The organism is Streptomyces sp. MB09-02B (assembly GCF_033794485.1).
GTDB lineage: Bacteria > Actinomycetota > Actinomycetes > Streptomycetales > Streptomycetaceae > Streptomyces.
Genome location: NZ_JARGEE010000065.1, coordinates 1 through 13877 on the forward strand (window position 1 = coordinate 1; position 13877 = coordinate 13877).

A 13877-nucleotide genomic window follows, 5' to 3' on the forward strand; every position below is an offset into this window, starting at 1 on the left:
CCCCCAAAACGTTGAACCCCACATGCGCTTCTCCGTCCTCGACCGCTCCCGCACCCGCGAGCACCACCCCGCCCCCGAAGCCCTACGGGACACCGTCCAGCTCGCCCAGGACGTGGAACGGCTCGGATTCCACCGCTTCTGGGTGTCGGAACACCACGGCGTACCCGGCGTGGCCGGCTCCGCCCCGACCGTCCTGGCCGCCGCCGTCGCCGCCGCCACCCGCACGATCCGCGTGGGCACCGGAGGGGTCATGCTCCCCAACCACCGCCCCCTGATCGTCGCAGAGCAGTTCGGCGTCCTGGAGTCCCTGTTCCCGGGCCGGATCGACATGGGCCTCGGCCGTTCCGTCGGCTTCACGGACGGCGTACGCCGGGCCCTGGGCCGGGACAAGGACGATGCCGACGACTTCGCGGGCCAGTTGGACGAGCTGCTCTCCTGGTTCCGGGGCACCTCCCCGACCGGCGTGCACGCCCGCCCGTCGGAGGGCCTGACCGTCCCCCCGTTCGTGCTCGCGATGGGCGAGGGCGCCGACATCGCCGCACGGGCCGGCCTGCCGATGGTGATCGGCGACTTCCGCGACCGCGAGCGGATGCGGCGCGGCATCGACCGCTACCGCGCGGGCTTCCGTCCGTCCGCGTGGGCCGAGGAGCCGTACGTCGTCGTCTCCGGCACGATCGCCGTCGCCGGCACCCCGGAGGAGGCGCGCCGGATCCTGCTCCCCGAGGCCTGGGCCATGGCGCACTCCCGCACCCACGGCACGTTCCCGCCGCTCGCCCCGGCGGAGGAGGTCGAGCGGCGGACGATGACGGCCAGGGAGCGCGGCTTCTACGAGGCCGGGCTGGCCGGCCAGATGTACGGCACCGAGGAGCAGGTGGCGTACGAACTGGAGTCGCTGATCAAGGAGACGGACGCCCAGGAGGTCCTGGTCACGACCAGCACGTACGACCGTGAGGCGCTGCTGGACTCCTACACGAGGCTCGCCCGGATCGCGGGGCTCGGCTGAGCCGGTCGGCACCCATCCACCGCTTCGGGCGCGTGTTCGACCATGGCCGCCACGTCGATCACCGCCGTCTGCGCGGCAGCCGCGAGCGCCCGCCGGTCTAGGTGGTCGGCCGGGCCGATGACGGGCCGTACGTCCACCTCGGCGACGACGCCGCGTGCCGTCACCACCCGCCACACGGAGGCGAGCAGCGCGTCGTCCCCGACGTAGGCGGGCGTGGTGCTCGCCCCGCCCTGGACGAGCCGGTAGCGGACGCGGACCGGCTGCACGGGCACGTCGGCGTCGAGCGCGGCCTGGAACACGGCCCGCCGGAAGCGGCCCTGCGCCCGGCCGCACCAGGTGCTCCCCTCGGGGAAGGCGACGACGGCCGCCCCGCCGCGCAGGGAATCGGCGATGCGGGTGACCGTGTCCGGCAACGCCCGGATCCGGTCCCGCTCGATGAACAGCACTCCGCTCCGCGCCACGAGAGCGCCCACCACGGGCCACCGCCGTATGTCCGCCTTGGCGAGCATCCGCGCCGGACGCACCGCGCCGAGCAGCGGTATGTCCAGCCAGGAGACGTGGTTGGCGACGAGCAGCAGCCCGCCGTCGGGCGGGGCGCTGCCGGAGATCCGTACCCGGACGCCGGACGCCCGTACGACCGCCCGGCACCACAGGCGCACGACCCCGGCCGGAGCACGCAGTCCGACGGCGCTCACCAGCACTCCGACGAGGACCAGGGCCACGACCGCCGCGAACCGGGCGACGGCCCGGGGCGCGGCGGCGATCGACGCCCCGCTCTCCACACAGGCCTGCGGGCTGCAGGGTGCGCTCGGCAGCCAGACGCTCATCGGGTCACGCCGCCGGTACGAGGGAGAGGAAGTGGCGCAGGTAGCGGGCGTTGACCCGGCGCATCGACAGCAGTACGTACAGGTCGGCGACCCCGAAGTCCGGGTCGTGCGCGGGCTCGCCGCAGACCCAGGCGCCGAGCCGCAGATAGCCGCGCAGCAGCGGCGGCAGCTCCGTGCGGGCCGCGGGGGTCTCGCCCTTCGGGATCCAGGGCAGCAGCGGACGTACCCGGTACGCCTCGGGCGCCAGGTGCTTGTCGCGCACCCGGTCCCAGGTGGCGGAGGCGAGCGTGCCGCCGTCGGCGAGGGGGATGGAGCAGCACCCGGCGAGCCACTCGTGGCCCCGGTCGAGCATGTAGCGGGCGATGCCGGCCCAGATGAGGCCGATGACCGCGCCGTCGCGGTGGTCGGGGTGGACGCAGGACCGGCCGACCTCCACCAGTCCGGGCCGGATGGCGTCGAGCCGCCCGAGGTCGAACTCGCCCTCGGAGTACAGCCGTCCGGCGACGGCGGCCCGCTCGGGCGGCAGCAGCCGGTACGTTCCCACCACCTGCCCGGTCAGTGTCTCCCGGACGAGGAGGTGGTCGCAGTACGCGTCGAAGGAGTCGACGTCGAGGCCCGGCTGGGGACCGGTCAGCAGGGCGCCCAGCTCCCCGGCGAACACGTCGTGCCGCAGCCGCTGGGCGGCCCGCACATCGGCTTCGTCACGGGCGAGGGTGACGGTGTAGGGGGTAGGGACCGCAGAAGGGGACGGCAGGGCAGGGGTGTCCAGAGCGGATACGGCGGTCATGGCTCACTCCAGGTCACGGGCCGGTTCGGCCTGAGCGGAAGGACAGGCCGGTCGGGTACGGCCTGCGCGTACCTGTTCTTCCGACGCCGTCTGGCCTTCGCGTGACCGGTGGCGGGAGCCCGGATGTGCGCTTGCTGAACGGAACGGTCCCGGTGACCACCGTCTGACCGGGACGCGACCGTCGAGCCACGCGCGGGTTTCCCGCCCCGAAAATCCGGACGGCGCCGGGGATGAGCACCACTCGGGCCGCTTGGCTTCACGCTGCCGGTGGCGTGCGGAGTTCGTACGCGCGACCTCGACACCGGTCGGAAGGCCGCCGTCGACATCACCGCGACGGCGTCGCCGCCCACGCCCTGCATCCCGGATGCAGCCGCACCGGCGTCCAGCGCCACCAGTCGACGGCCCTGGCATCGGACGCCCAGGCCCAGGAGGTCATGGCGCGCTTCCCCAGAACTGCAGAGAAGCCCTGCCCCACGACCCGGCCGCCCCGTCGCGGACGACGAGACCGCGCACCGACTGGGCACAGCGGTGGCGTGCGGCTCTCCCGTACCGGGGTAGCGGGCGAAGCCACCGCCGGCCAGGAGGCCGAAACCTCAGTGGTGGCGTGGGCGGGGCAGCAGGGCGAACGCGCTCTCCGCGATCGAGGTGAGGCGGTCGGGGCTGTGGCCGTACGCGCCGACGACATCGCTCCCGCGGACGATGGTCAGCAGGAGGTACGCGAGGTCGTCGGGGTCCGCGTCGGGGTCGATGTCGCCGTTGCGCTGCGCCGCTCGCACACACTCGGCCACCGCCGTCCGGACCACGGAGAAGCACTCGCCGGCCAGGCGTTTGACCTCGGGGTCGGAAGCGCCGACCTCCAGGGCCATCTTGGCGGCGAAGCAGGCCGCCCCCGCCCGGTCGGACGCGGGGGCCACGTCGGCGGCGAGCGGCACCCCGTGGACGGCGCGGAGCAAGTACCGGTGCAGTCGCTCCAAGGCGCCCTCGTCCGGTCCCGCGAGCGCGTTCCGCGGACCCTGCGCCAGCCGGGCGAAGTACCCGCCCATCGCCTCCATCAGCACACCGTGCTTGCCGTCGAACGCGGCATAGAGGCTGCCACGGCCCAGGCCGGTGGCGGCGCTGATGTCGTCGACGCTCGTGCCGTTGTAGCCCGAAGCGCGGAACTGCCGCTCCGCGGCATGCAGGACGTGATCGCGGTCGAAGCTTCGTGGTCTCGCCATACATAGAAGGTAAAGCCGACCACCGTTCTTGACAACCCAGTACAGAACAGCTTAGATTCCTGACTGTTCAGTACATAACCATCCTGAGCTCACCGGACAGGCTTGGTCCCGGCGTGCAGGACCGGTGCGGACCGTGTCGACCTGGGCACAGGCGACCCCACACAGCGCCCGACAAAGTCATGGCCACAACCGAAGGAACCACCATGCAGACAGCTTCCCCAGTGGCCCTCGTGACGGGTGCCTCCTCCGGGATCGGGCGGGCGGCGGCGCGCGCCCTCGTGGGCGCCGGCTTCGCGGTGGTCGGCACGAGCCGCAACGCGGCGAACGCCGAGCCGCTCGCCGGGGTGACATACCTCGATCTCGACGTGGCCAGCGACGAGTCGGTCGGCTCCCTGGTCGGGGAGGTGATCGATCGCTTCGGCCGGATCGACGTCCTGGTCAACAACGCGGGCGTGGGCGCGGTCGGCGCCGGCGAGGAGAGCTCGATCGACCAGGCCAAGGAGGTCTTCGACATCAACGTCTTCGGCGTGATGCGGATGACCAACGCAGTGATGCCCCACATGCGCGCCCAGGGCCGTGGCCGCGTGGTCAACGTCTCCTCGGTACTCGGTCTGATCCCGGCCCCCTACATGGCCGTCTACGCCGCCACCAAGCATGCGGTCGAGGGTTACGCCGAGTCCGTCGACCACGAGCTTCGCGAGCACGGCGTCCGGATGCTGCTGGTCGAGCCGGCCTACACGAGCACAAGTTTCGAGGCGAGCAGCATGGCACCCGACTCACCCCTGCCGATCTACGCCGCACAGCGGGAGGTATCCCGGGACGTGCTGGCCACGGCCGTGCGCAACGCCGACCACCCGGACATTGTCGCGAAAGTGATCGTCGCGGCCGCCACCGATTCCAAGCCCAAGCTCCGGTACACCGCCGGCCCGATGGCCAAACGCGTCAGCCTCCTGCGCCGGATCGTGCCCTCGCGCGCCTTCGACAGAGAAATCCGCAAGCTCAATCGACTGGCCGGCTGACCCCGCAGGACCCCGGCGCCCGAGGAGAAGCACATGACCAGAACCACAGACCACGAAGCCGACATCAGCATCTGCCGTCCGACCGCTGAAGGCTGACACACATGGAGTTCGAGCACGTCACCTTCGACCTGCCACACGGCACCTTTCACGCGCTGCGGGGTGGGGATCCCGATGGTCGACCGACGCTCGTCCTGCACGGCTTCCCGGACCATCCGCCGACCGCGAAGCCCTTCCTGGCCGAGCTCGCCGCCGCGGACGTCACATCGTCGCACCCTGGCTTCGCGGTTACGCCCCGTCCCCGACCGCGGGGCCGTTCGACTTCGCATCCCTCACCGGCGACGTGCTCGCGCTGATCGACCGACGGTCTCCCGGGCGAGCCGTGGAGTTGGTCGGCCACGACTGGGGCGCCATGATCACCTACGATGCCTGCGTCACCACGCCGGAGCGGATCGAACGCGCGGTCAGCTCGCAGTCCCCCACCCCCTCACGTTCCTGAGCCGGCCGCGCCCCGCTCAGCTACGCCGGAGTTGGTACATGGGGCTCTTTCAACTGCCGGGAAGCGGCCGGGTGGCCACCGCCCGCGATATCGCCCTCATCGAGCGGATCACTCGACCCTCGCGGCGAGGACGAGTTCTGCGCGCTCGGTTCGCGGCGGAACTGACCGGAGCGAAGCAGGGGCGATCGAACATACGATGACTGAAAGGCGACGCCGGCACCGAGCCGGCGCCGAACGGTGATCCGATCACTCGGGGTAGGAGTTCGTATGGCACAGGCCGCGGACGCTGCGCGGACCGTCATCATGACCGTGGACGACGATCCCGGGGTGTCCCGGGCCGTCGCCCGTGACCTGCGACGGCGCTACGGCCAGTCGTACCGGATCGTGCGCGCGGAGTCCGGTGAGTCCGCGCTGGAGGCGCTGCGGGAGCTGAAGCTGCGCGGTGATCTGGTCGCGGTGATCCTGGCCGACTACCGGATGCCCCAGATGAACGGCATCGAGTTCCTCGAACAGGCCCTGGACATCTACCCGGGCGCCCGGCGCGTGCTGCTGACCGCGTACGCGGACACGAACGCGGCGATCGACGCGATCAACGTCGTCGACCTCGACCACTACCTCCTCAAGCCCTGGGACCCGCCCGAGGAGAAGCTCTACCCGGTGCTCGACGACCTGCTGGAGGCGTGGCGGTGCAGTGACTTCCGGCCGGTGCCGAGCACCAAGGTCGTCGGTCACCGGTGGTCGGCCCGCTCGTCGGACGTACGGGAGTTCCTGGCCCGCAACCAGGTGCCGTACCGCTGGTACTCCACCGAGGAGCCCGAGGGGCAGCGGTTGCTGGCCGCTGCCGGCGAGGACGGGCAGCGGCTGCCGGTGGTGATCACGGCGGACGGTACGGCGCTCGTCGAGCCGGAGGTGCCCGAACTGGCCGCGCACGTGGGGCTGTCGACGACGCCCACGGCCGACTTCTACGACCTGGTCGTCATCGGCGGCGGGCCTGCCGGTCTTGGCGCTGCCGTGTACGGGGCCTCGGAGGGCCTGCGGACGGTGCTCGTGGAGCGGTCGGCGACCGGCGGGCAGGCCGGGCAGAGTTCACGGATCGAGAACTACCTGGGCTTCCCGGACGGGGTGTCCGGCGCCCAGCTCACCGACCGGGCGCGACGCCAGGCCACCAAGTTCGGCGCCGAGATCCTCTCCGCGCGAGAGGTGACCGGTCTGGAGAGCAGCGGGGCGGCGCGGCTCGTACGGTTCGCGGACGGGTCGCAGATCGCGGCGCACAGCGTGATCCTGGCGACCGGTGTGTCGTACCGGAAGCTTCAGGCGCCGGGCGCCGACGAGTTGTCGGGCCGTGGGGTGTTCTACGGGTCCGCGCTCACCGAGGCCGCCGCCTGCCAGGGCCACGACGTGTACATCGTCGGCGGCGCCAACTCGGCCGGGCAGGCGGCGATGTACCTGTCCAGGGGCGCCAAGTCGGTCACCCTGCTGGTGCGCGGAGCGGACCTCACCGCGTCGATGTCGCACTACCTGATCCAGCAGATCGCCGAGTCGCCGAACATCTTTGTACGGGCCCACACGGTCGTCGAGGCCGCGCACGGCGAAAACCAACTGGAACAGCTGACGTTGCGCGACACGACGAGCGGGCAGACCGAACTGGTCGACGCGCAGTGGCTGTTCGTGTTCATCGGCGCGGCCCCGCTGACCGACTGGCTGGCGGGTACGGTGCTGCGGGACGAGGGCGGGTTCATCCTCGCCGGGCCCGATCTGACCGCCGACGGGCGACCACCGGCGGGCTGGGAGCTGGACCGGCCGCCGTACCACCTGGAGACCAACATCCCCGGCGTGTTCGTCGCCGGGGACGCGCGCGCGGAGTCCGCGAAGCGGGTCGCGTCCGCCGTCGGAGAGGGAGCCATGGCCGTGATGCTCGTACACCGGTACCTGGAGCAGTCGTGAGCGGGCGGGTGCTGCCGTGCAGCGCGGGGGAGATCAGCTCGCTGTTCCTCTTCGAGAAGCTGAACTCCGAGCAGCTCGGCAGGCTGTGCAGCGAGGGACGGGTCGAACTGTTCGACTCCGGGCCGGTGTTCGCCGAAGGTGACCCGGCGACCTGCTTCTACGTGATGATCGAGGGCACGGTCGTCATGTCGCGCCGGGTGGGCAGCGACGACATCGAGGTGAGCCGCACGTCCCAGCCAGGGGTGTACGCGGGGGCCGTGATGGCGTTCGTCGAGGACGGGAAACCGCAGCGGTACATCAACTCGCTGCGGGTGTCGGAGCCGACGCGGTTCTTCGTCCTGCCCGCCGAATCGTTCTCGAACTTCATGCACGAGTGGTTTCCGATGGCGGTCCATCTCCTGGAGGGGCTCTTCCTCGGTTCGCAGACCTTTCAGCGGGCCGTCGGGCAGCGCGAACGGCTGCTGGCGCTGGGCTCGTTGTCCGCGGGTCTCACCCATGAGCTCAACAACCCGGCCGCGGCCGCCGTACGGGCCACGTCGTCGCTCAGGGACCGGGTCGCGCACATGCGCAACAAGCTCGGCGTCATCGCCTCGGGCCCCTACCACCGCGACGCCCTGAAGGCCCTGGTCGACCTCCAGGAGCGTACGGCCGAGCGGGTCTCCAAGGCGCCGGCACTGAGCCCGCTCGAAGCGTCCGACCGGGAGGACGAACTCGCCGACTGGCTCGACGAGCACGGCGTCCAGAACGGCTGGCAGATCGCGCCGACCTTCGTGCAGGGCGGTCTCGACGTCGACTGGCTGGAGCAGATCGCGGCTGCATGCGACCAGGAGGAGATCCTGCAGAGTGCCATCGGGTGGCTCACCTACACGGTCGAGACCGAGCTGTTGATGTCCGAGATCGAGGACTCCGCCACCCGTATCTCGCACCTCGTCGACGCCGCCAAGCAGTACTCGCAACTGGACCGCGCGCCCTACCAGGTCGCCGATGTGCACGAACTCCTGGACAGCACGCTGCTGATGCTGTCGGGCAAGATCGGTCCACAGGTCAAGGTCGTGAAGGAGTACGACCGTTCGGTGCCGAGGATTCCGGCCTACCCGGCCGAGCTGAACCAGGTGTGGACCAACCTGATCGACAACGCGGTCTCCGCCATCAAGAGCGCGGGCGGCGAAGGGACGTTGACCGTACGCACCGCTCTGGTGCACGACCGGCTGCTGGTGGAGTTCCGCGACACGGGCCCGGGAGTGCCGGCCGAGATCCGCGGCCGGATCTTCGACCCGTTCTTCACCACCAAGCCGGTGGGCGAGGGCACGGGGCTGGGGCTCGACATCTCCTGGCGGATCGTCGTCAACAAGCACCACGGTGACCTGAAAGTCGAGTCCGTACCCGGCGACACCCGCTTCCAGGTGCTGCTCCCCCTCACCGCCACCGACCCCGACACAGCCCAGGAGTAAGCGCCCAGCAGTGCCCACCCCGCATACCCCCCGGAACACCACAGCACGCGCCAACACACGAGGTCACGGCAGCGCGTAAACCTTCGGGCCGTGTCTCCGCGCTGTCGAAGTGGGCCGGCCGCGTCAGACGCCTGTGCGACGAGGCCGGCCGTGTCCTTCTCAGTCGTGGCGTGGGCGGGGCAGCAGGGCGAACGCGCTCTCCGCGATCGAGGTGAGGCGGTCGGGGCTGTGGCCGTACGCGCCGACGACATCGCTCCCGCGGACGATGGTCAGCAGAAGGTACGCGAGGTCGTCCGGATCCGCGTCGCGGTCGATGTCGCCGTTGCGCTGCGCCGCACGCACACACTCGGCCACCGCCGTCCGGACCACCGAGAGCACTCGCCGGCCAGGCGTTTGACCTCGGGATCGGAAGCGCCGACCTCCAGGGCCATCTTGGCGGCGAAGCAGGCCGCCCCCGCCCGGTCGGAGGCAGGGAAATACCCGCCCATCGCCTCCATCAGCACACCGTGCTTGCCGTCGAACGCGGCATGGAGGCTGCCACGGCCCAGGCCGGTGACGGCGCTGATGTCGTGGTCTCGCCATACATAGAAGGGCAAGCCGACCCACCGTTGTTGACAACTCAGTACAGAACCATCTAGGTTTCGGACTGTTCAGTAAACAACGGCACTGGGCGCCCCGGACAGGCCGCGTACACGCCTGCAGCGCGCAGCTCAGCACTGGAGCGAGCCGACCGGTGAACGCTGCTTCGAACCCACCACCCCAGAGGACCGCATGACCGCGGTCCGTACGGACAACACCGCAAGGAAGGCGCGAGATCCAGTGATTGCCGCTGAAGAGACGTTCGACGGCACGTGGCCGTATCCTGCCCCCTTCACCGAGGCGGCCGGCTTCCGTCAGCATTACGTCGACGAGGGCCCCGAAGAGCTCGGTCAGACGATCGTCATGCTGCATGGTGAGCCCACGTGGGGCTACGAGTGGCGCCACTTGATCGGGCCGCTGTCGCGTCACCATCGCGTGGTCGTTCCCGACCACATGGGTTTCGGCAAGAGCGAGACACCGCAGGACCGCACGTACGACGCGAGCGAACACATCCTCAATCTCGAATCGCTGCTCGTCGACACGCTCGACCTCACGGACATCACCCTGGTGCTCCGGGACTGGGGCGGCCCCATCGGCACCGGGTTCGCGCTGCGTCACCCCGACCGGATCTCCCGGATCTTCGCCACGAACACCGTGCTGCCCCTCGCAGACGACATCGCCCCTCTCATGAAGGCCAACGGCGCCGAGAGCCGGTGGTTCCAGTGGGCCCACTCGGCGCTCTCGGACGGTTCGTTCGAGCAGATCCTCGGCAACGCGGGTCACACCATCGCCCACCTGATGATCGACCTGCAGCATGTCGCCCGGCCTGAGATCGCCACGCCGACCTGGATCCGCGCCTACTCCAGCCCCTTCCCGACCCCGGCGGAGTCCCGCGGTGCCATCGCCTTCCCCCGGCAGGTCCTGGAGGGCCCGCAGGGCCCTCAGCCCGGCCCACCGCCCATGGAAGCCGTCGCCGCGCTGCGCGCCGTGCCGGCGATGCTGGCGGTCGGGATGCGGGACACCGCACTGCTTCCCGAGTACGTGATCCCGTCGTTCAGGCTGGCCTACCCCGACGCGCCCGTGGTCGAGATTCCGGGCGCCGGCCACTTCCCGACCGAGGACGCGCCCGAGACTCTGCTGGCACTGCTCGAGCTGTTCCTGCAGACGACGCCCGCGCGCAGGACACAATGGGCCACAGGGTGATCTTGAAGCTCTGAGATCTCAGCTCATCACCCTCGCCTCACCTTCATCGGTGAGGAAACCGATCCGTTTTCCCGTCTGAAAGCTGACCAGGTTCCAGACGGGTTCAGCCACGCCCAGCAGGCAGGCAGGCAGGCGCGTCCCGCCGAGGTCAACGCCGCACTCCTCGACTTCCTCGCCCGCCTCGACGACTTCACATCCTCGGCTTCCTGAACTGCCGACCCACCCCAAACCAGATGGAGGACACGACAATGTCGGAGCGCAATCCCATGGACAAGAACACGACATCGCGACAGCGGGCCCTGGTGGTCGGCCTCGGGATCAGCGGGATAGCCTCCGCGCTGCGACTGCATCGTGCGGGCTGGGACGTGGTGGTGCTGGAGAAGGCCCCCGAGCGGCGCCGCGGCGGATACTTCATCGCCCTGTTCGGGACCGGGCTCGCCGCCGCCGAACGGCTGGGCTTCGCCGATGCGGTGCCGAATCGCTTCGCTCCGGAAAGCGTGAGCTACGACGTCGACCGTACGGGCCGGCGCCGCCGCGGTGTGGGCTACGCCGATGTGTTCGGCGGGTCTCGAATGGTGGTGCGGGGCGACGTCGAAGAAGCGGCCTTCGCAGCCCTGCCCGACGAGGTCGAGATCCGGTACTCGACCGTGCCGATCGCACTGGACCAGTACCTCGACGGGGTGGACGTCGAGATCCGCGACCTGACGACGGAGACGACGACCGTCGAACGGTTCGACCTGGTGGTCGGGGCAGACGGACTGCGCTCGACGGTGCGCCGGCTTGCGTTCGAGCCCGAGCAGAGCCCGATCCGTCGGCTGAACTACATGATCGCCGTGTACAGACTGCCCGAGCCGGTACCCGGCTACCGCCCACAGGACGGGCTGAGCATGACCGAGGCAGGCCGATCGGTGTGGGTGTTCCCGTTCGCCGACCTTACGCCGTCGGTGTTGTTCTCCTACCGCACCGACGACGTGGACGCCGAGTTCACCCGGCCGGCCATCGACTCGCTGCGCGCCGCCTACGGCCCCGAGCCCACCGGCTCCACGCTCGGTTGGCTGCTCGACCAGTTCGAGAAGGCCCCGGACCACCTGTTCGACTCCGCCGAGCAGGTGCACCTCGACCACTGGCACCGCGGCCGAGTCGTGCTCGTCGGCGACGCCGCGTGGTGCCTGACCGTTTACTCCGCCATGGGGGCATCCACCGGCCTGGCCGGGGCGGACCTGCTCGGCACCATGCTGGAACGCCACCCGCACGACGTGCCACGAGCGCTGCAGGACTGGGAGGACCACCTGCGCCCGTTCATCGAACACCACCTCGGCAGCGGTGTGAGCCAGCGCAGTTTCTTCACCCCAGGCACCCGCGCCGAGTTGCTGCTTCGGTCCGTGATGATCCACCTCGCCCGGCTGCCGATCGTCGGCCGGCTGCTCGCCAAGAGGAGGGCCGAGAGTGCGCGGATGAAAAGTCTGGACATCGCGGCCGCTGCTGCGTGAGTGGAGTTCCTCGAATACGAGCGGGAGAACGAGGTCGTCTGGGCCCGCGACTGTGGCGACCACCGTGGTCTGGCTGCGGGTGCCGCACCGGCTGCACACGATCCCGGTCTTGCGGTCGAGGCGGTGCAGCCGCAGCGGCCCCTGGGCGGGTTCAGAGCGCACAACGCGGTGGCGAGGCAGGGCAGCTAAACAGCACCTCAACCTGACCGGCAAGCCGGTCAGCCGCCCCAAAGACGCCTCTGGCTTCGTCGTGCTGCCTCGCCGGTGGGTCGTCGAGAGGTCGCTCGCGTGGATGATGCACGCATGCTGCCATGCCCGGGACTACGAACGGCATCCAGTACTGAGACCCTGATCATTGGGCCGTCATCACCCTCATGACCGGGCATCTCGCACGGAAGGGGGCCACCCCCAGCCGGCCAAGGAAACCCACATCGACCACGCGTGCCTGACAGGCGTGGTCACCGTTCCCCGGTCACGCGGATCCCCGCAGCCCGTGCGCCATCTGCTCTCTAGGCGGAGGCGGCAGCCACGAAGAACGGAATGGCGATGAGGAAGCGGTCGGCCTCGGCGCGTCGGTGCTGTTCGGCGAGCCACTCATCGGCCTGGTCACGGCCGACGGCACCGCTCGTGCAGGCCGACTCGGCGAGCCCGGTGAGCAGCGACAGCATCGCGGGATCGGTGAACACGCTGGTGTGCACCTCGATGGTGACGTCGTCGAAGCCGCCGTCCAGGAGCAGGTTGCGGTACTGGCGGGCGGCGCGGGGCGTGCCCAGGAGGTCGGCGCGGGCGTGCACGATCGTGCGGGTGAGCGCCGCGTCATCAGAGTCGACCATGATGGCGTCCCAGTCCTGCCCGACCAGGACGATCCTGCCGCCCGGGCAGAGGACGCGCCGCGCTTCCGCCACCGCGCGCCACGGCTCCTGAAGTGCGTGGAAGACCTTGTCGGCACGGTAGCCGCGCACACGTCCGTCGGCGAACGGCAGATCCTCCGCCCCCGCCTCCCGGAACTCGGCCGCCGACCACCGTTTCCGGGCCTCGGCCAGCATCCACGGATCGGGATCCACGCCCACCGCGTGGACACCACGCTCGGCCAGCTCGGCGACGGCCCGGCCGGCACCGCAGCCGATGTCCACGACAGACGAGCCCGGGACGAGAGACAGCAGCTCGTAGGAGCGGGCCCGCAGCAGGATGGCGCTCGGCATCTGGTCCATCGCGTCGAGGAGGGCCAGCATGGCCTCGGTGCCGCGGTGCTTTTCCACGAAAGGAGCCGTCACAGCCATGGCCTCCTGCCGTTCCTTGTCAGTCATGGTTCGGTCAACCCTTCGAGTTCTGGGTGGTGGGAGGGGGCCAGCCGTTCAGGAAGCCCACGATGTGGTCGGCGACCGGCTTGGGCTGTTCGACGTGCGGAAAGTGCCCTGCGCCCGGGTATGACGATGCGTTCGAAGCCGTTCGTGAACAGGTCGTCCATGCCGTCGCTCAACTCCACGGACATGCAGTTGTCGGCTCCGTGGATCCTGCGCGTCAGCCGGGTGGCCGCCTGTGCCTGGTTGTGGTCCCGGGGACGGAGACGTTCGCCACGTGGGTGAGCATGACGTCAGGCTGACGCCACGCAGGACGGCGACGATCGGACCGGTCGCCGACTCGGGCACACGCGGTCCGAGTCGGCGGAGCGGCGACCGAAGTGCCGCCGTCCGCCGGCGGCGAGGCGTTCGGCGACTGACCGTGCAGTTCAAGCCCGGCGACACCGCGCATGTGGTGGAGCAACTCGACTGGATGCGGGCGCAGCTCTTCACCACCACCCGGCGTCGCGTAAACCTTCGGGCCGCGCCTCCGCGGCGTCGAAGTGGGCCGACCGCGTCAG

At 70.2% G+C, this 13877-nt stretch carries 11 protein-coding genes and 2 pseudogenes; 8 read left to right on the forward strand and 5 right to left on the reverse strand.

The features are described 5' to 3' along the window. Positions 1 to 22: 22 nt before the first annotated feature. Entirely contained in the window at positions 23 to 1003 is a 981-nt protein-coding gene (locus P1P70_RS12400; protein ID WP_319236886.1) for an LLM class flavin-dependent oxidoreductase, read from the forward strand. Here P1P70_RS12400 and P1P70_RS12405 read toward each other — a convergent pair. The 3 genes from P1P70_RS12405 to P1P70_RS12415 all read right to left on the reverse strand — a co-directional run bounded on the left by P1P70_RS12405 (position 967) and on the right by P1P70_RS12415 (position 3834). Next, on the reverse strand, positions 967 to 1830 hold the full coding sequence (locus P1P70_RS12405; protein ID WP_319236868.1) for a lysophospholipid acyltransferase family protein: 864 nt from the start codon (positions 1828 to 1830) through the stop codon (positions 967 to 969). The two genes, P1P70_RS12400 and P1P70_RS12405, sit on opposite strands and share 37 nt — an antisense overlap. 4 nt (positions 1831 to 1834) lie before the next feature. After that, a complete protein-coding gene (locus P1P70_RS12410; protein WP_319236869.1) occupies positions 1835 to 2617 on the reverse strand; it encodes a GNAT family N-acetyltransferase in 783 nt (260 codons plus the stop codon). A 593-nt stretch (positions 2618 to 3210) separates the two neighbouring features. Beyond that, the gene (locus tag P1P70_RS12415) at positions 3211 to 3834 is read right to left on the reverse strand and encodes a TetR/AcrR family transcriptional regulator (protein ID WP_319236870.1); all 624 of its coding nucleotides are present in this window, start codon (positions 3832 to 3834) and stop codon (positions 3211 to 3213) included. A gap of 203 nt (positions 3835 to 4037) precedes the next feature. Between P1P70_RS12415 and P1P70_RS12420 the strand changes: the two genes are divergently transcribed. From P1P70_RS12420 to P1P70_RS12430, 4 genes are all read left to right on the forward strand, one after another. After that, positions 4038 to 4853, forward strand: a complete 816-nt coding sequence (locus P1P70_RS12420) for an oxidoreductase (protein WP_319236871.1) — start codon at positions 4038 to 4040, stop codon at positions 4851 to 4853. A gap of 85 nt (positions 4854 to 4938) precedes the next feature. Then, complete coding sequence (locus P1P70_RS45750) at positions 4939 to 5349, forward strand: alpha/beta fold hydrolase (RefSeq protein WP_413471459.1); 411 nt, start codon at positions 4939 to 4941, stop codon at positions 5347 to 5349. A 267-nt stretch (positions 5350 to 5616) separates the two neighbouring features. Continuing rightward, positions 5617 to 7293: an FAD-dependent oxidoreductase gene (locus P1P70_RS12425; RefSeq protein WP_319236872.1), complete on the forward strand. Its 1677-nt coding sequence runs from the start codon at positions 5617 to 5619 to the stop codon at positions 7291 to 7293. Next, positions 7290 to 8744, forward strand: coding sequence for an ATP-binding protein (locus tag P1P70_RS12430; RefSeq protein ID WP_319236873.1), 1455 nt, complete (start codon positions 7290 to 7292; stop codon positions 8742 to 8744). The genes P1P70_RS12425 and P1P70_RS12430 overlap by 4 nt, the downstream gene beginning before the upstream one ends. Before the next feature lie 159 nt (positions 8745 to 8903). On the opposite strand, the pseudogene P1P70_RS45755 reads toward P1P70_RS12430, so the two are convergent. Then, positions 8904 to 9313: pseudogene (locus P1P70_RS45755) on the reverse strand (TetR family transcriptional regulator C-terminal domain-containing protein); the annotation flags it as partial. Between the two features lie 250 nt (positions 9314 to 9563). On the opposite strand from P1P70_RS45755, the gene P1P70_RS12440 reads away from it, so the two are divergent. The 3 genes and pseudogenes from P1P70_RS12440 to P1P70_RS45760 all read left to right on the forward strand — a co-directional run. Continuing rightward, positions 9564 to 10526 carry an alpha/beta fold hydrolase gene (locus P1P70_RS12440; RefSeq protein ID WP_319236875.1) on the forward strand — a complete coding sequence of 321 codons (963 nt, stop codon included), beginning with the start codon at positions 9564 to 9566 and terminating at the stop codon, positions 10524 to 10526. Between the two features lie 233 nt (positions 10527 to 10759). Next, positions 10760 to 12016, forward strand: coding sequence for an FAD-dependent monooxygenase (locus P1P70_RS12445; RefSeq protein ID WP_319236876.1), 1257 nt, complete (start codon positions 10760 to 10762; stop codon positions 12014 to 12016). 184 nt (positions 12017 to 12200) lie between these two features. Continuing rightward, positions 12201 to 12453, forward strand: a pseudogene (locus tag P1P70_RS45760) (transposase); the annotation flags it as partial. A gap of 72 nt (positions 12454 to 12525) precedes the next feature. On the opposite strand, the gene P1P70_RS12455 reads toward P1P70_RS45760, so the two are convergent. Continuing rightward, positions 12526 to 13248, reverse strand: a complete 723-nt coding sequence (locus tag P1P70_RS12455; RefSeq protein ID WP_319236887.1) for a methyltransferase domain-containing protein — start codon at positions 13246 to 13248, stop codon at positions 12526 to 12528. Positions 13249 to 13877 lie beyond the last annotated feature (629 nt).